The organism is Antribacter gilvus, from assembly GCF_003946865.1.
GTDB classification, from domain to species: Bacteria; Actinomycetota; Actinomycetes; order Actinomycetales; family Cellulomonadaceae; genus Antribacter; species Antribacter gilvus.
In genome coordinates this window covers 227419-245238 of sequence record NZ_QXTH01000009.1, presented here as the reverse complement: position 1 = coordinate 245238, position 17820 = coordinate 227419, and the positions used below count along the sequence as shown (strand labels likewise).

General features: G+C 72.7%; 11 protein-coding genes, 1 tRNA gene and 1 pseudogene. 4 read left to right on the top strand and 9 right to left on the bottom strand.

Translation table 11 applies throughout. The features are described 5' to 3' along the window. Nucleotides 1–90: 90 nt before the first annotated feature. Nucleotides 91–1362, bottom strand: coding sequence for a tyrosine-type recombinase/integrase (locus D1350_RS16685; protein WP_125777150.1), 1272 nt, complete (start codon nt 1360–1362; stop codon nt 91–93). A 129-nt stretch (nt 1363–1491) separates the two neighbouring features. Between D1350_RS16685 and D1350_RS16680 the strand changes: the two genes are divergently transcribed. Beyond that, nucleotides 1492–1562: transfer RNA gene (locus D1350_RS16680), tRNA-Met, on the top strand. 13 nt (nt 1563–1575) lie between these two features. Here the strand turns inward: D1350_RS16680 and D1350_RS16675 are convergent. From D1350_RS16675 to D1350_RS16660, 4 genes are all read right to left on the bottom strand, one after another. After that, on the bottom strand, nt 1576–2934 hold the full coding sequence (locus D1350_RS16675; protein ID WP_125777149.1) for a copper amine oxidase: 1359 nt from the start codon (nt 2932–2934) through the stop codon (nt 1576–1578). A gap of 110 nt (nt 2935–3044) precedes the next feature. Then, nucleotides 3045–9179: a choice-of-anchor G family protein gene (locus tag D1350_RS16670; protein WP_125777148.1), complete on the bottom strand. Its 6135-nt coding sequence runs from the start codon at nt 9177–9179 to the stop codon at nt 3045–3047. A gap of 174 nt (nt 9180–9353) precedes the next feature. After that, nucleotides 9354–11948: a helix-turn-helix transcriptional regulator gene (locus D1350_RS16665; protein WP_125777147.1), complete on the bottom strand. Its 2595-nt coding sequence runs from the start codon at nt 11946–11948 to the stop codon at nt 9354–9356. A gap of 223 nt (nt 11949–12171) precedes the next feature. After that, nucleotides 12172–13764: a pectate lyase family protein gene (locus D1350_RS16660; protein WP_125777146.1), complete on the bottom strand. Its 1593-nt coding sequence runs from the start codon at nt 13762–13764 to the stop codon at nt 12172–12174. A 322-nt stretch (nt 13765–14086) separates the two neighbouring features. Between D1350_RS16660 and D1350_RS16655 the strand changes: the two genes are divergently transcribed. Then, entirely contained in the window at nt 14087–15373 is a 1287-nt protein-coding gene (locus tag D1350_RS16655; RefSeq protein ID WP_125777145.1) for an NAD(P)/FAD-dependent oxidoreductase, read from the top strand. Continuing rightward, nucleotides 15370–15837, top strand: a pseudogene (locus D1350_RS24520) (alpha/beta fold hydrolase); the annotation flags it as partial. The gene D1350_RS16655 and the pseudogene D1350_RS24520, both read left to right, overlap by 4 nt. Here the strand turns inward: D1350_RS24520 and D1350_RS24515 are convergent. The 3 genes from D1350_RS24515 to D1350_RS16640 form a co-directional block, all read right to left on the bottom strand. After that, on the bottom strand, nt 15814–15963 hold the full coding sequence (locus D1350_RS24515) for a hypothetical protein (RefSeq protein WP_240644163.1): 150 nt from the start codon (nt 15961–15963) through the stop codon (nt 15814–15816). The pseudogene D1350_RS24520 and the gene D1350_RS24515 overlap by 24 nt on opposite strands. 109 nt (nt 15964–16072) lie before the next feature. Next, complete coding sequence (locus D1350_RS16645) at nt 16073–16630, bottom strand: TetR/AcrR family transcriptional regulator (protein WP_125777143.1); 558 nt, start codon at nt 16628–16630, stop codon at nt 16073–16075. Further along, nucleotides 16627–17229, bottom strand: coding sequence for a DUF2867 domain-containing protein (locus tag D1350_RS16640; RefSeq protein WP_125777142.1), 603 nt, complete (start codon nt 17227–17229; stop codon nt 16627–16629). The genes D1350_RS16645 and D1350_RS16640 overlap by 4 nt, the downstream gene beginning before the upstream one ends. 69 nt (nt 17230–17298) lie before the next feature. Here D1350_RS16640 and D1350_RS16635 point away from each other — a divergent pair, with 69 nt between their 5' ends. After that, a complete protein-coding gene (locus tag D1350_RS16635; protein WP_125777141.1) occupies nt 17299–17712 on the top strand; it encodes a DUF6463 family protein in 414 nt (137 codons plus the stop codon). Here D1350_RS16635 and D1350_RS24765 read toward each other — a convergent pair. Further along, entirely contained in the window at nt 17696–17818 is a 123-nt protein-coding gene (locus D1350_RS24765) for a hypothetical protein (RefSeq protein ID WP_276313763.1), read from the bottom strand. The two genes, D1350_RS16635 and D1350_RS24765, sit on opposite strands and share 17 nt — an antisense overlap. Nucleotides 17819–17820: the final 2 nt, after the last annotated feature.

Here is a 17820-nt window from a genome sequence, read left to right as displayed (position 1 = left end):
AGCGCCGCCACCTCTACCCACTATGACTGTTGCCGGCGGGCGAGTGTGACGACGATTCAAGGAGTTTCACCCGGCGAAGTTCGGATCGCGTCACTCCTCGAGAGTGAGCAGCGTCCCGAGGCTCTGCATCGCCTCCATGGTCTCGGCACCCGCGACGTGCGTGTAACCGGCCGTGACCGTGGCTGACGAGTGCCCCATGATCGCGATGCGCGTCTGCTCCGGGACCTTCAGCGCGTGCAGGAGCGTGGCAGTGGTGTGCCGGGCGGCGTGCAACGGCACGTCCGGAAGGCCAGCCGCCGCGACGGCCCGGTGCCAGGCCGTGGAGTCGTCCGACGGGTCGATAGGTCGCCCGCTCGCGTCACCGCGGTGCAGGACCAGACCGCACATGCCCGCAGGGACCGCCTCCAGGTGGCGCGTGAGCACCTGGGACACGAGCGGCGTCATGGGCACCTCACGCCAGCCTGCGCGGCTCTTCGGCCGCGTGAGGTACAGCCCGCCCTCCACCTGCACGACCTCGTGCCCCGGGGGGATGGCGTGGTGGCGCGACGGGCACGACCCGCCACGCTTGCGCCCGCACGGCCACGGCTGCCCCTTGGCCGGCGCGGGCTTGCCCGCCTCCAGGCACCCGTGCTCCCACCGCAGGCGCTGAAGCTGCCACGTCACGGTGATGAGTCCCGCGTCGAGGTCGATCGCGCCGCGGGTCAGCCCGAGCCGCTCACCCTGCCGGAGCCCGGCAGCCAGCGCGAGGGACCAGTGCACGGCGCCGTAGGGGTCCTTGGCCGCGTGCTTCAGGAGCGTGATCGCCTGCTGCGCGCTGTACGCGCCGCGCGTGCCCACGGCCTTCTGTGGTGCGTCGACGAGGGTGGCGACGTTGCGGGTGACGCGGCCCTGGCGCATGGCGTCGGTGAGGCACTTGGCCAGGATGCGGTGTGCGCCGAGCGCCGTGGTGGACGAGAGGTTCAGGTCTTCGGTGATGTAGTCGTGGACCTTGGTCACGCTGGCGGTCGTCAGCTTGTCCAGGCGCACCTTGCCGATGGCGGGCACGATGTAGCGCCGCACGGGTCCTTCGTAGGACACGTACGTGCCGGGCTTCACCTTCTTCTTCTTCTCGGCTAGCCACAGCGCGGACCACTGCGCCATGGTCGGGGACGACGTGGGCAGGTCCCCGGCCACGAGCAGGTCCCGGCGCACCTTGCGCAGCCTCTCCTCCACGTCCTCGCGCCGCTTGGCGGTGACGGTCCTGCGGCGCTCCTTGCCTCCGGGTCCCTCGGGCAGGGTCACGTACCCGACCCACCGCTTGTCGCTGCTGCGCTGGAAGATCGAACCGGTGCCCTTCTCGCGCCGTTCCCTCTTGGCTGCCACGTCCGCTCCTGTCCGGTCCAGTCCCGCCGCCTCGAACCTTTACCTTATCCTGCACCTTATCCCTGTCCGGACCAGTCCGGAACTGGACTAGCAAAACGGCTAGATTCCGCGGTTTTCCAGCGTCGTCCGAGGTCTCCAGGGTACCAAACCAGAGACTCATAATCTCTCGGTCACAGGTTCAAGTCCTGTACGGGGCACCACGCGGGAACCCGTTCACCCGTCACCCAGCACGTCGCCGTTGACGTGCTCATGGCCCGCCGGGACATCGCCCCGCTGGGCGGTCAGGTCGCGCGGCGCCATGGTGAACCCCTGCCAGTGCAGCTCCATGGGGCTCTGGTCCTCGTCCCGGGGCACGTGGTGGAAGCCGACGGCGACCCACGAGACGACGTCGTCCAGCGTCTCGCCGTCTGCGGCGAAGTCCGGCACGCCCGACCCGCAGTGCCCGTCCCGGTTCGCGGTGGCGAACCGCTGGCAGTCGTCGGCCTGGGTGAAGGCGACGTCGTAGCCGCCGTGCCCGTCGTGGTGGTCGGCGGTGAACGCGAACGAGTCCGTCGCGCCGAGGTCGATCTCGTAGGACACGGCGTGGTCGTCGGCGTTGCGGACCGCCGGGTTGACGACGCGCCACCAGCGCCGGTCCGCGGCGTCGGCCACCTGCTCGGTGGCGATCCGTGTGAGGCCGCCCGCCAGGACGGGGGCCCGTGGCCCCGTCTCCCCCGTGGGCTCGGCGTCGTACTGCTCCACGACCAGGCCGCCGGCCGTCCCGGCGTCGGGGGCGGTCCCCGCGGCGCCGCCCGGGCCGCCGAGCCCCCAGTGGACGCGCCAGACGACGTTGTGCGCGTGGCTCACCGCACGGTCCGACTCCCCCGGTCCGACCGGCCACCCGTGAGCGGGGTCGTCCGTGAAGTCCGCGGGCGACAGGTCGCCCGTCGCGCCGAGCGCCGGGCGGACCGACCCGTCCGCGCCGAACGTGTACTGCGTGACGTACTCGTACCAGCCCACCTTCGAGACCGTCGACAGGCGCAGGTCCGTCCTCCTGCCCACGGTGGTGCGGCCGGCCTCCTCGGCGCGGAACGCCACCCCGCCGTCGACCACCTCCTCGCACAGCACGGGCCGCTCGGACCCCTCGCTGCCCGGTCCCAGCCTGGCCACGAAGCCGCGGAGCCGTGCGCCGGGGCACTCGGCCTCGGTCAGGTCGCGGAGGTGCCGCCCGCCGAAGCCCTGGTCGGTGATGTCCTCGGTGGTGCGCCGGCCGGTGTCGTACGGCACCTCGAGCTGGCCGAGGGTGAGCGACACGAAGACCTGCACCGGCGCCTCGCCCGGGGGCGCGTACGCGACGTCCTCCAGGACGAGGCCCGCGTCGGGCTCGGCGCTCCAGCACATCTGCCACGTCGCGCCGTTCGACAGGGTCCGCGCCAGGGGCAGCGCCCCGTCGCCGCAGTCGTGCGCCGCGGCCGGCCCGTCGCTCCCGCTGCCCGACGGCGGACCGGTCGCCACCGCAGCGATCGTCACCCCGGTCGCCACGACCAGCGCGACGGCCGCTCCCAGCCCGGCCACGAGCCGTCGTCGTCCCACCGGACCCCCTCGATCCCTTGGAATGGCGCACCGCCTCGAGAGACACGCCGGCCCGGGGAGACGGTGCGGTCTCCCCGGGCCGGTCCTGCAGCCGTCAGGCTGTCAGAGGATCACGCCCTCCGCGACCGGACGGACCGGGCGTGGAGCACCAGGGCCGTACCGATCAGGAGCAGGAGACCCATGGCCGTCAGCGGCGCCACGGCGTCGCCGCCGGTGGTGGCCAGGGGGCCGCCCGGGGCGCTGTAGCCGCCGGAGCCGCCACCGGCGCCGCCGGTGCCCGAGCCGGAGCCCTGACCCGAGCCGCCCGGAGCCGCAGAGATCGCGACCACCTGGAACTCGGCGGCCGTCTGCATCCCCGTGTCGAGGCTCGTCGCCACGCCCACGTGGACGCCGACCTCCATGGTCGCGGGGACCACGAACGTCCACGAGACCGTCCCTGTGGCGTCGGCCGGGATCGCCGGCAGCGTCATGGGCGTCGAGTAGACCGACGACTGGACGTGCTCGCCCGGCTCGAAGCCGGTCGCGGTGAAGGTCTGCGTCTGGCCGACCGTCCGCTCCTCGTGGGTGAACCACGAGCTCAGCTCCGGGCAGCCGCCCGGCGGGCACTCGCAGACCGCGATCGGCGTCTCGTCACCCTCGGTGCCGTCGTCCGGGGTGGCGATGATGATCACGACGCCCGGCTCCGTGCCCTCCGGGATCGTGATCACGACGGTGAACCCGCCGCACAGGTCGCCCGGAGCGGTGCCGACGGCCTCCACCTCGACCGGCTCGCCGAGCGGGTTGCCCTCGACGTCCGTGAGCTGGACCGTCACCGTCGCGCCGGCGGTGAAGCCGGTGCCGGTGACCGTCGTCGTGCCGCCCGGCTCCACCATGGTCGGGTCGGCGGTGATGGTCGCGGGCTGGAGGCAGATCTCCTCCGGCTCCGTCTGCAGCACGACGGCCAGGTCCGCGGTGGCGACGTCGCCGGACGTGTCGTCCGTGGCGACCACCTCGTGCGTACCCGGCAGCGTGTCGCCGGGCACGACCAGCGCCGACATGAACTCGCCGACGTTGTCGGTCGGGACGTCCTCGAGCACGTGGATCGTCTGACCCCACGGGTTCACCAGCTCGAGGGTGACCGTCGAGGACTCGGTGAAGAACTCACCGATGACCGTCGTCGTGCCGCCGGGGTTGACCTGGGCCGGGTCGACGGTGATGGTGCGGACCTCGGCAACGGCGACCAGCGTCACCGTGTCCTGCGCCGCGGTGCCGGTGGTGTCGTCGGTGCCGACGACGGTGTGCTCGCCGACCTCGGCGTCCGCCGTGCCGTAGGTGATGGTGAAGCCGCCCGTGGAGTCGGTGACGACGCCCGGGACGAACAGCGCCACGCCGCTCGGCTGGACGATCGTGATCGTCACCGTGCTGTCGGGCGTGTACCTGGCCCCGGTGAACGTCAGGATCTCGCCCACCTCGGCCTCGGCCGGGTCCACCGACAACGTCGGCGTGATGGCTGCGGCGACCACCGCAAGCGGGGCCGTCGCCTCCTCGCCGGTCGAGTCGTCGGTGCCGACCACCGTGAGATCACCCGGTTCGGTGCCCACGGGGACGGTCAGCGGCGTCGTGAAGCCGCCCGACCCGTCGGTGGTCACCGTGACCGGGCCGCCGAGGGGGTTGCCTGCGGCGTCGGTCAGCTGGATTGTGACCGTGCTGTCCGGGGTGTAGCCGGTGCCGGTCACGGTGGTGGTCCCGCCCGGCTCCACCTCGGTGGGGTCGACGGTGATGGCCGGGGAGGTGGCGAGGACCACCGTGAGCGGGGCGGTGGCGCCTGCTCCCGTGAGGTCGTCCACGCCGAGCACCAGGTAGTCGCCCGGGACGGCCCCCGCGGGCACCGTGAGCGGGTAGGTGAACCCGCCCTCGGCGAACGTGGGGATCGCCGGGAAGAACCCGACAATCGTGCCGTCCGGCGCCGTCAGGATCACGGTGACGGTGCTGTTCGGCGTGTAACCGGTACCGGTCACGATCGTGGTGCCGCCCTGCTCCACCGTCGACGGGTCGACGACGACAGCCGGGGTCAGCGTGGGTGCCACGACCGTGAGGTCGTCCTGCGCCGGAGCGCCGGTCGTGTCGTCCGTGCCGACCACGGTGTAGGCGCCCGTCGCCCAGCCGGTCGGGACCGGGAGCGTGAGGGTGAAGGAGCCCGCCGCATCGGTGACGACGCCCGGGTACTCGGCGACGACCACACCGGTCGCGCCGATGACCTGGACGGTCACCGTGCTGTCCGGAGTGTAGGCCGAACCGGTCACCGTGGCGGTGCCGCCCTGCTCCACCGTGGAGGGTTCCACCACGAGCGACGGCGTGACCGCCGCCGGGAGGATGGTGAACGTGTCCTCGGCCGGTGTGCCGGTCGGGTCGTCCGTACCCATCACCGTGTACTCGCCGGGCTCGTCGGTGGCCTCGGTGAAGAGCACCAGCGTGAAGACGCCGGCCGAGTCGGTCGGGACGTCCGGGAACGTCATGACGAGGGCCCCGGACGAGTCGAACACGTCGACGGTCACCGTGCTGTCCGGCGTGTAGCCGGTGCCAGTCACGATCGTCGTGCCGCCCGCCACGATCTCGGACGGGTCGACGGCGACGACCGGGGTGATGTCGGCCGGGACCACCGCGAGCGGCGTCTCGGCGCTGTCCCCCGTCTCGTCCTCGGCCACGACCGTGAAGTCACCCGGGACCGCGTCCGGCGGGACGCAGAGGTCCGTGGTGAACCCGCCGGTGCCGTCGGTGACGACCGTGACCGGGTCGCCCACGGCGTTGCCCGCGGCGTCGGTCAGCTGGACGGTCACCGTGGCGTTCGGGGCGAAGCCCGAGCCCGTGACGACCGTACAATCACCCGGGATCACCTCGGTCGGGTCGACCGTGACGACGGGGTTGGTCGCCACGACGACGGTCAGCGGGGCCTCGGCCGGCGTGCCGGTCGCGACGTCCGTGCCGACCACCGTGAAGTCACCGGGCACGGCGTCCGCCGGGACGGTCAGCGGCGTCGTGAAGGCGCCGGTGGCATCGGTCGGGACGCTGATCGGCTCCCCGACGGGGTTGCCCGCGGCGTCCGTGAGCTGGACCGTCACGGTGCTGTCCGGCGTGTACCCGGCGCCGGTCACCGTGACCGTGTCGCCCTGCTCCGCGACGGTGGGGTCCACCGCGAGGGTCGGCGTGATCGCGGCCGGGACCACCGCGAGCGGGGCCGAGGCCGGGGTGCCCGTGGTGTCGTCGGTGCCGACAACGGTGAAGTCACCGGGGACGGCGTCGACCGGGACCGTGAGCGGGGTCGTGAAGGCGCCGGTGGCGTCGGTGGGAGCGCTGATCGGCTCCCCGACGGGGTTGCCCGCGGCGTCCGTGAGCTGGACCGTCACGGTGCTGTCCGGCGTGTAGCCGGAGCCGGTCACGACGGTGGTCTGGCCAGGTGCGACCTCCGCCGGGTCCACGGTGAGGACCGGCGTGATCGCGGCCGGGACCACCGTGAGCGGGGTCTCTGCGCTGCCACCGGTCTCGTCCGTACCGACGACCGCGAAGTCGCCGGGGACCGCGTCGGTCGGGACGCACAGGTCCGTGGTGAACGCACCGGTGCCGTCGGTGGTGACCATGACCGGGGCACCCACCGGGGCGCCCGCGGCGTCGGTGAGCTGGATCGTCACGACGCTGTTCGGCGCGTAGCCCGAACCCGTGACGACCGTGCACGCGCCGGGGACCACGGAGGTCGGGTCGACGGTGATCGCCGGGGTCGTCGCAGCGACGACGGTCAGCGGCGCCTCGGCCGGCGTGCCGGTCGTGACGTCCGTACCGACCACGGTGAAGTCACCGGGCGCAGCGTCCGCCGGGACGGTCAGCGGCGTCGTGAAGGCGCCGGTGGCGTCGGTGGGAGCGCTGATCGGCGCGCCGACGGGGTTGCCTGCGGCGTCCGTGAGCTGGACCGTCACGGTGCTGTCCGGCGTGTAGCCGGAGCCCGTGACCGTCGTGGTCCCGCCCTGCTCCACGGTGGCGGGGTCCACGGTGAGCACCGGGGTGATGGCCGCCGGCACGATCGTGAGCGGCGCCTCGGCCGGCGTGCCGGTCGTGTCGTCGGTGCCGACCACGGTGAAGTCACCGGGCACGGCGTCGGCGGGCACGCAGAGGTCCACGGTGAAGGCGCCGGTCGCGTCGGTGGTCGCGGTGACCGCGGCGCCCACGGGGTTGCCGGCGGCGTCGGTCAGCTGGACCGTCACGGTACTGCTGGGCGTGTAGCCGGTGCCGGAGACGACGGTGCACTCGCCCGGGGCGACGGAGGTCGGGTCCACGGTGAGCACCGGGGTGATCGCGGCCGCGACGACCGTCAGCGGCGCCTCGGCCGGCGTGCCGGTCGTGTCGTCGGTGCCCACCACCGTGTAGTCCCCGGGGGTCGAGCCCGCAGGGACGGTCAGCGGGGTCGTGAACGACCCGGTCGCGTCCGTCGGGACCACGACCGGGGCACCGACCGGAGCGCCTGCGGCGTCCGTCAGCTGGACCGTGGCCGTGCTGTCCGGCGTGTAGCCGGTACCGGTCACGGTGGTGACGCCGCCCGCCTCCACGCTGGCCGGGTCCACGGTGAGCACCGGGGTGATCGCCAGGGCACAGGCGTCGACGCGCGCGCCGGCGTTCCCGAGCTTGACCTCGCCGGCCGCGCCACCGGTGCCGTCAGGCAGGACACCGAGCCAGAGGGCCGAGACGTCGACTCCCGCGAGCGCAGCGGTGGTGCCGTCGGGCATGGTGCACTCGACGGTCTCCTGGTGGTTGACCTGGAGCGAGAGGAACTGGGTGATCACGCCGAAGACCGGGGAGAGAACGGCACCGATCGACGAGGTGATCCCCGACTTGAGGTCGTTGATCAGCAGCTCGAAGATCGCGTCGCCCGCGTCGCTGATGATCAGGTCGTACAGCGGCTGGAAGAGCGGTGCGGTGGCCGCGCCGAGCGTGTTGATGGCGGTCGTCAGGAGGGCACCGGTGGTGCTGCCAACGATGCCTGTGCTGTTGTCCACCGCCGGCGGGTAGGTCCCGTCGACCAGCGACGCGAGGGACGGGCTCCAGGTGACGTCGACGATGCCGCCGAAGCCGAGGTCCTGCTGCCAGCGGAAGCTGAAGGTCACGGCGTCGAGCGAGTTCTCGATCGCGCCGATCATGATGCGGGTGGCCTCCTGCATCAGCTCGTGCACCGTCTCCGCGATCTGCGGGTACGTGGTGTCGTCGATGATCTCGGTGTTGGGAGCCAGGCCGTTCAGACCGGCGTCGTCGCCGCCCATCCAGGGGTCGTTGCCCTCCACCAGGTGCTCCAGGTGGATCTGCAGCGTCCCGGTCGAGAGGTCGAGCGTCCCGAGCTGGTTGGCCGAGGTGATGGGCTGGCCCACGACCTGGTCGAAGAGCGTCTGCTGCATGTTGGAGTCGACGGTGACGGTCGGCTGGGGGACGCCGGGCACCGCGCTGAGCAGCGCGGTCAGCTGCGTGACGACGGAGCCGAGGTTGTCGTTCACCATCGACTCGACCTGCGTGTCGACCGCGCCGCCGATGTCGAAGACCGTCGCTGCCGCGTCCTCGATGACCGGGGAGTGCACCAGCAGGGACGCGTCACCGGCGACGTACTGGCCGGGGCCCGTGACCCCGCCGTCCGGGTCCTGGAAGACCCCGTCGATCGCCTCGACCTCGGCGCCGAACGCCCCGAGCTGCAGCTCGAGCTGGTCGACCGCGAGATCGGTCAGTCCCGCGACGCCCGCGGCGTCGGCCAGCGACAGGAGGTCGATGGTGGCGTTGCCCCAGTCGGCCTCGGCGCTGTCGAGCGACAGGCCGCCGTCGGCGCCGATCAGGCCCGACGCGGCGATGGCGTCATCGGGCGACGACGCGGTGCTGGAGCTGCTCAGCGCGCCGAGCTGCCCGAAGGCGATGAGCTGGTCCAGCGGGATGGTGACGCCGCCGAGGTTCACCGGCAGCCCGAGGAGCTCCGCCTCGATCGCCGCCGTGTCGGTTCCGGGCGCCGAGACGTAGCCCGACTGCGACTGCGCGATCGCCAGGAGGTCCGCACCGGTGAGCTCCACCTCGACGACGCTGCCCTCGGCCTCCGAGGGGTCGGTGGGAAAGTTGTCGATGTCGGCGGCAGCCGGCACCCAGAATCCCGCCGCGACCATCGCGGCGGTGGCCAGGGCGGCGACGGGCCGTCGCGCACGCCGGCCTCCCGTCTTCCTCAGCCGTGTCTTCTCGTACGTTCGACCCACTGGAACCACTCCTCGCGTTCGAGACTGCGCAGGACACAAGAAGGTCCACACCCCCAGCGCGGAACCCCTGGCCCCAACGAACACTGCTGGCCGAGGCACCGCGCGGTGTGACGGGAAGTGTGCGTCAACGCAACGGAACGCAAGTGCGCCCGGAGACGCACCAGCCGGGCAGCGTCAGGAGCTGAGCCACTCCGGCGGTGCGCTCCGGGCGATCTGGACGAGGTCACGGCGGTCCCGGATGCCGAGCCGCGCATAGATGCTCCGGAGCCGGTTCACGACGGTGCGCTCCGAGACGAAGACCGTCTCGGCGATCCGGGCGTTGGTCGCTCCGCTCGTGGCGAGGCGGACGAGCTCCCGCTCGTCGCCGGTCAGCACGTCCCAGTCGTGGCCGAGCCCCAGGGGGCGGCCCGCGGCCCGCACGGCACCGGCGCCGCGTGCCCAGCCGGCGGCGCCGGAGATCCGCGCCAGGGCCGACGCCTCGTCCAGCAACGTCCCGGCGGTGACGTGGTCGCCGCGACGGGCACACCACCGGCCGTAGGCGACCAGCGCACGGAGGCGCGCCGCCGGGGTCGCGGGCGGCAGCGAGGCGGCGAGTGCCGCCTCGAAGGCCCCCTCTGCGTCGTCGGGCGGCGCCAGGACCGCGCGGGCACGGGCCGCAGCCGCGACCGCGTCCGGCCTGCGGGGCTCGGGACCGGCGTCCGGCTCGCCGAGCACGCGGGCGATCCACCGGCCCAGACGCCGACGGCGGGCGTCATGGGGTGCGACGACCGCGTCGACCACTGCGGGGACCCCGTCCGCCAGGCCGCCCGCCGCGGCGGCGGCCTCGACAAGGTCGGCCTGCACCAGGATCCGGTCCTGGTAGGGCCAGGCGCAGTGCTCGAGCGCCACCGTCAGGAGCGCCAGCGCCTCCCGCGCCCCGCCGAGCGCGAGGTGTGCCGAGCCGACGGCGGCCGCGTGCTCCCCGAACGCACGAGGCGACCACTGTTCCCGGTCCGGGGTCGCCTCCCCGGCCGGTTCGACCCCGTCGTGGACGGCCCGGTCCAGCGCCCGTTGCCCGCGGACGAACGGCCAGCCCGCCACGGCCGGCCGGAGCATCGCGGCCGCCTCGACGTGGCGGCGCGCGTCGGCCGACCGCCACTGCACGGCGGCGACCATCGCGCGGGCGAGCTCGCGGGCGACGCGTTCCAGCACGCTTCGCCCGGCGGCCGGCCGCGCGGTGTCCGCCAGCAGGGTGACCGCGCCCTCGAGGTCGCCCAGCGCGAGGAACGCCCGGACCCGGAGATGCATCCCCGCCCAGTCCTGCCCGGGCGTGCCGGAGAGCGCCCGCAGGTCAGCGTGCAGCCGTCCCTGGTCCGCCGTCAGCCCGGTCAGCTCCAGTCCCGCGAGCGCGGCCGCCAGCCGCCGACCCGCCGCCCGTGTGCCCGGCTCGACGAGACCGGGGTCGCGCCACCAGACCTGGTCGGGCCAGCCGTCGCCCTTTCCGTCGTAGGCGGACCGGTCGAGCACCGGGAACAGGTCGAGGTCGCCCGTGAGGGGTAGTCCGGTCAGGAGAGCGGCCTGGTAGGCGAGGGCGTACGCCGTCGGCGACCCGGCGCGGGCGAGCTCCGCCAGGGCACCGGGCCCGAGCGCGTCGAGGTGCAGGCCGCGCACCACCTGGGTGACGTCGGCCGGGGTGGTGACCGCCGCGAGCGACGCCACGGCGCCCACGGCGCTGCCGCCCCGGGCGCGCCGGCCGACGACGGCGCGCTGTCGGCAGAGCAGCGCCAGGAGCGGGTGGGTCACCGCCCAACCGCTCTCCCTCCGTTCGAGGAGGCCGCGCGCGGCCAGTACCGCGATCCCGGGGGCGTCGTCGTCCACCGGCGGCACGTCCCCGGAGTCGGCGACGGGCACGGCCGCCGCCAGCACCGCGACCTCGTCGGCGGCGAGGCTCGCGAGCACCGGCCGGTACGCCCGCCGCGCGGCCTCGCCGACCGTCGTCGGCGCCCACGGCGCCCCGCCCTGGAGCTGCGCCGGCGTGAGATTCTCGGCGATCTCCAGGGCGAGTCGCGGGTTGCCCGCGCTCCACCAGGCCACGCGGTCGGCGAGGTCCGTCGCGACGGGGGCTTCCAGGTACGAGGCCAGCAGGGCACGCACGGCGCTGCCGTCCAGAGGATCGAGCTCGAGGACCCGCAGGTCGTCTCGCTCGACCTGGCTCGTCCGCCCGCGCGCGGCGACCACGACGCGCCAGCCGTGGGCGAAGGCCTGCTCGCCGAGCGTGTCGAGGGCGTCCTCCTTCTCGGCGGTGAGGTGCCCCACGTCGTCGACGAACAGCAGCCTGGCCCGGTCCCGCTCGCCCCTGCGCTCGACCTCCCGGGCCAGCCTGCTCAGGAAGGCGTCGGCGTCGATCCCCGTCAGGAGCTGCCCGTCGGTGCTGGCACGCACCGACGGCCAGCCCGTCAGGTCGATGCCGTAGTGGCGGCTGAGGCTGAACACGTGCGGCCGCCCGGCGCTCAGGCCCCCGAGGCGCACGGTCGGGCCGGGCAGGTGAAGGTCTCGCAGCGCGGCGACGGTGGTGGCGGTCTTGCCGATCCCGGCGGGGCCGGACACGACAAGGGCCGCGAGGTCGAAGCCTGCCGCGAACGCCCGGATGACCCGGGTCTCGCGCTCGCGGCCGACGACACGACCCCACCGTTCCGTCTGGACTGCCGGCGACCCGACGCCGCCGCCCGAGCTGCTCCCCCGCCCCCGCGGGCTGAAGACGTCTCCCACATCGACTGCGTGATGTTCCATGCGCCCCCCTGCACTGAGAAACGTAGGCGAGGAAGCGCGAACGTGCAGGAATGCTCTGTGGAGCGCGGATCATTTCACCCGACGACCAGGTGAGGAAAGGCCCTTTTCGGAGTAATTCATCGGCGCGCATACCGCTGAACAAGACTGTGGGTGGTGTCCCGGGAGAGGCAGCGCCGCACTCTCCCAGGACACCACCCACAGCCGTCGGTGGAGACAGACGTCGTTATCCGGCGTAGGTCTCGAACTCAGCGATCCGCGGCGTGCTGCTGGAGCTGGTGATCACGAAGCTGATCTTGCTCAGCGAGGTCGCCGGGAAGCTGATGGTGCCGACCGGGACGCCGGTACCGGACGCCAGGACGGCACCCGTGCCGTAGTTGACGAGGCGCCAGGCGCCGACCCGGCCGGTGGCGCCGGAGGCCTCACGGATGACGACCTTCGAGACGGTCTTGGCCGAGGACCACTTGACCGAGACGGTGCCGGTCGAGCTGGACGGCGACCAGTAGGTGCTCATGGAGCCGTCGATCACGTTGCCGTAGCTCGACCCGTCGGCCTTGCTCGAGCCGTCGGCGCCGGCGCCGAGGCTCAGGTTCGGGCCGGTCGGCGCGGTGGGCGTCGGGGTGGGGGTCGGCGTCGGCGTAGGAGTGGGCGTGGGCGTGGGGTTCGGCGTCGTGGGGCTCGGCGTCGGGGTGGGCGACGGCGTGGTCGGCGTGCAGCTGCCGTCCGAGACCCGCAGGCCCTTGTTGGCGCCGGCCGTGGCGGCCACGATGCTGGGCACGCAGCTGGCACCGTCGAGCGAGTAGGCGTACGGGATGCTGACGGTCGTGGTCGACGTCGGGTTGGGCCCGGCGGGGTTGTTGTCGGTGCTGCGGGCCGACCAGGTCACGTTGTCGAAGATGTTCCCGCTGACCTGCCAGTAGCCGGCCTGGTCGGTGTAGAACGTGCCGAGCACGTCCTTCGAGTTCTTGAAGTAGTTGTTGTCCACCTTGGCCTTGGCACCGGCGCGCGAGTTGATGCCCGACGAGTTGAGGCTCACGTAGTAGTTGTTGTAGATGTGCGCGATGCCACCGCGCAGCAGCGGCGCGCGCGAGTCGATGTTCTCGTACAGGTTGTGGTGGAACGTGACGTAGCCGTTCGAGAGGTCGGTCTCGCTGGAGCCGATGAGACCGCCACGGCCCGAGTTGCGCAGGATGCTGTACGACAGGGTCACGTACTGGGTGTTGGCCTTCATGTCGAAGAGGCCGTCATAGCCCTCCGACTCGCCACCGGACGCCTCGAGCGTGGAGTGGTCCACCCAGATGTTGCGGACGTTGCTCTCCATGCCGATGGCGTCGCCACCGTTGGAGAGAGGCGAGCCCGACTTCTTGACGTTCCGGACGGTCACGTTCTGGATGATGATGTTGCGCGAGTCGCGGATGTGGATGCCGAGCTGGTCGAAGACCGCTCCGGCGCCCACGCCGATGATCGAGACGTTGCTGATGGACTTGAGCTCGATCACCCCCGCGGCGGTGCTGCAGCCCGGACCCGAGACCGCGGTCGTGTTGCCGTGGTTGATGGTGCCCTCGACCTGGATGATGATCGGGGTGCTCGTGGTGGGGCGGGCGCACAGCGCCGCGTGGATCGCGGTACCCGTGGTGGCCCGGACCGTCTGACCGCCGGCGCCGCCGGTGGTGCCGCCGTTGCCGGTGGCGAAGCCCGTGGCGCTACCGGTTGCCGCCTGCGCCTCGGGGGCCGACGCCAGGGTGGTGATGCCGATCGTGGCGGCCAGGGCCAGCGTGGCCCCCGCCGCGAGGACGCGTAGTCCGACTCGTGTTCTCATGAGTTGCCTCACTCTTCGTTGAATGCGGGACGTTGTGGTTGCGCTTCCATGCATGTCTCGGCGAACGGTCCGCCGTACCGGTCTCCCCAGGGCCTTGACGACAGCGGCCGTGCGGAAGTTGCCCGCCCCGGCGCTGGAGCGATGCACTCAGATAAGACAAAAACCTCGGGTAACCGGTTTCCCAGACTCTAGTAACCGGTTTCCCGCATGGCAAGCCCCAATCTCACGAACTGTCCCGACGTCGTCTACGGTGTGGACGGCCCGAGAGACACAAGCCGGCCCGGAGGACACGAGCCGGCCGAGGCACAAGGAGGTCGTCGTCGTGGCACGCAAGGTGGTGGTGATCGGCGCGGGGATCGTCGGCGTGTCGATCGCGCGGGAGCTGGCCGGGCGCCCAGGCGTCCGGGTGACCGTGGTCGAACGGGACGAGGGCCGCCCCAGGGGTTCCACCACGTTCGCGCCGGGCTTCGTCGGCCTCTACAACGACACCCCCGTGCTCACCGAGCTGGCGCGCGCCTCGGCACGCGTCTACGAGTCGGTCCGAGCCGGGTTCTCCCGCCCGGGCGGACTGGAGCTCGCCACGTCCGACGCGGGTGCTCACGAGATCGAGCGCCGGGCTCAGGCAGCACGCACAGCCGGCCTGACCGCCCGGACCGTGTCCCGTACGGAGCTCCCCCAGAGCGTCGACGCGTTCGTCGACACGTCGCGGATCCTCGCGGCGACGCACTTCGCCGACGACGGCGTCGCGGCGCCGACGGAGCTGACCGCCGCCCTGCGGGCACAGGCCGAGTCCGCCGGAGCGGTGTTCGTGGCCGGGCACGAGGTGTCCGGCGTCGGCAACCGGGACGGCGGGTTCACCGTCGTCGGCGGCCCCGGCCCGGGCCGCGGCGGCGCCGACGCCGACGCCGAGCGCGACCGCGACCGCGACCGCGAGCGGCTCGACGCCGACGACGTGGTGCTCGCCGGCGGCGTCTGGGGCGCCCACCTGGCCCGCCTGGTCGGCCTGGAGCTGCCGCTGTTCCCCGTCGCCCATCCCTACGTCTACTCGGCGTCGGACCCATGGCTCCTCTCGGGGCCGTTCGTCCGCTGGCCGGAGCACCATGTCTACGCCCGCGTCCACGGCGACCGCCTCGGCCTCGGCTCGTACGACCACCTGCCGGTCCCCGTGGAGGACGACTCCCTCACGCACGGGGCAGGCCTGCCCTGGTCTCCGGACTTCGACGCGTCGATCACAGCCGCGCAGCAGCTGCTCCGGCCGCAGGCACGGTTCGACGCCGCGCACAAGGTCAACGGCGTGTTCGCCATGACCCCGGACAACCTGCCGTTCCTCGGGGCACACCCGGACCTGCCCGGGGTATGGGTCGCCCAGGCCATCTGGGTCACGCACGCGGCCGGCGCCGCCCGCGCCCTCGCCGACGCGCTCACCGACGGACCCGCGTTGCCACGCGAGGTTGCCGTCGACCGGTTCGAGGGCCGGGAGCACGCCGCGCTGCGGGACGACGCCCTCCGCCTGTACCGGGACATCTACGCCCACGAGTCCGGGGGCGACTCCGGCAGGGGCGCCGGCGGAGCCCCGCACGGTGACGCGGCGGCAGGAACTACCCCGTGACCTCCTCCACCGCGGAGATCCGGCGCGGGGACACCCGCATCGCCGTCGTCGACGGGGGCGGTGACGGCCCGCCCGTGGTGCTGCTCCACGGACTGGCCGGCAGCTCCCGCGAGCTTCTCCCCACCGCCGACGCGCTCTCCGACCGCTTTCGCGTCCTCCTCGTCGACCAGCGGGGGCACGGCCTCAGCACGCGCCGCCCCGGCGACCTCTCCCGGGACGCGTTCGTCGGCGACGTGGTCGCCGTCGTCGAGCAGCTCTTCCCCGGCGAGACGGTGCGCCTCGTCGGCCAGTCGATGGGGGCGCACACCGCGTTCCTCACCGCGAGCGCCCGGCCCGACCTCGTCGACCGGCTCGTCCTGCTGGAAGGCCACGCGCGCGGCGACCACCCCGACGAGAACGAGGCCGGACCCGCTCGGGGCCCGGCCCCGCTCACCTCACGGCTAGGTCCTGCGGCGGCCCATGAAGCCCATGATCAGGCTGACCACCAGCACGATGACGCCGATCCAGATCAGGAACTGGCCGATGTCGGTAGCGACTCCCAGGATGACCAGGACCACGCCGACCAGGATGAGGATGAGCCACGTAGGCATCTGAGTCTCCTTTGTTGTCGCAGCGCACCATCGCGCTGCGTTATGTCGAGCATGTCCCTCTTCGCGGGTGCTCGCACTTCAGGGCTCCTCGGGACCCGTGTGCGGCACCTCATCGCGCACGGCCGGCCTCGCTCTCGAGATACGCGATGAGCCGGTTCCAGAGCCGGGCCTGTTCGCGCACCGGGAGCGGCGGGACGGCATAGCCCGCCCCGACGAGAACGAGGTAGATCAGCTGGGTGACGTCGTCGGCCAGGTCCGCGTCCTCGACCACGGCCCGGCACTGCCGCCGCACGTACTCCGTGCGCTTCCGGTCGATGCGTTCGAGGTGCTCCCGGGCCTCGGCGTCCTTGCTGGCCCACGCGCGGAGCTGCGTCTCGACCTCGTCGGGTGTCTCGTCCGTGACCGCGGCCTCGACGAGGCGCTTGAGCTTCTCGGCGCCGTCAGCCATCGGCAGGGACTCGACCAGGTCGATGAAGACCTGGGCGCCGCGCTCCTCATAGTGCTCGAGCAGGGCGGTCTTGAAGCCGGCCATGCCCTTGAAGTGGTGGTAGAAGGATCCCTTGCTCAGCCCGAGCCGCGCGCACAGCGCGTCGATCGTCAGGCCGCCCGGGCCCGACTCGGCGAGCAGCTCGAGCCCTTCGTCCAGCCACCTGCGCCGCGCCGTCATGCGTACCTCGGCCAGTTGCGCCCGATCGAACGGATGAGCTGCGGGTACACGATCGCGCGGCGAAGCGGCCTGATGCCTGCCATGTACGTGCGGCCGAACCTGCCCGCGGGCTTGACGAGGGACGCCATCTGGCCCTGGTACCCGTCTCCCGACGGTACCCATCCGACGTGGAGCAGCGCGTGCACCGTGCGGTTGGCGAGCTCGGCGACCCACTCCGTGTCGGTCTGGTAGACGGACCTGAAGGGCACGGCCTGCAGGTCCGGGCCCCTCGTGCCGTCGCGCAGGTCGTCGGGAAGCCGGTCGCGCAGCGACACGACCCGGGAGCCGACGCCGGACCGCTCGCCGTCCCAGCGCATCACGGATCCCAGGCGCCACCGGATCGCGAACAGGGTGCGGACGGCGAAGGCGGACGAGATCTCGTCGTCGTCGTCGGACGCGAACTGGCGCACCAGCCTCCCGAGGTCTCCGGGACCGCCGGGCGTCGGGAGCGCCCAGACGTCCTCCAGGTCGAAGTCGGGGGCGATCTCGTGGATGCGCCACGGAGCGTCGGCGTGCGCACGGTCGGGCAAGCGGAACGATCTCGTCGCCAAGGTCTCCATGACGACTACCGTACCATACGGTATGGTACGGTGGTGGCTAGGTGAGACCCCGATCGAACGGAGCAGACGATGTCCCTCGCGAGATGCTCAGGGTTCTGGACGGTGCTGCTCGCGGTAGTCCACGTGAGCACGGCCCCGCTGTTCTACGCCGACTCCCTCCGAAGCATCCTCGAGGCCGGGGTCCTGGGGGCGCTCGACAAGGATCCCGAGCTGGCGACGCTCCGCGGCGCCGCCTTCTGGTACGTGACCGTCGGCCTGTTCCTCGGGCTCGTCGGCGTGATGGTGCTACGAGCCGAGCGGCGCGGCGAGGGAGCGCCCCGCGGGTTCGCCGGCGCCCTGGCGGCCACGGGGGTGTGGGGCGTCGTCCTCACGCCGGCCTCGGGGTTCTGGCTCTTCCTCCCGCTCGCCTGGCTCGCGTGGCGCAGCACCGCCCGAGCCCACAGAGGTACGGAACCGGCGGGACTCGCTACACGGGCTCCTTGACGGCCGGGTCGAGCTGCACCTGGTCGGGGTTCCCCGGGGGGCTGGACCCGCTGGCGGTGGACCAGCCGTCCACGCTGGGCGTGGGCCCGCTGCTCCGGGAGCTCATCA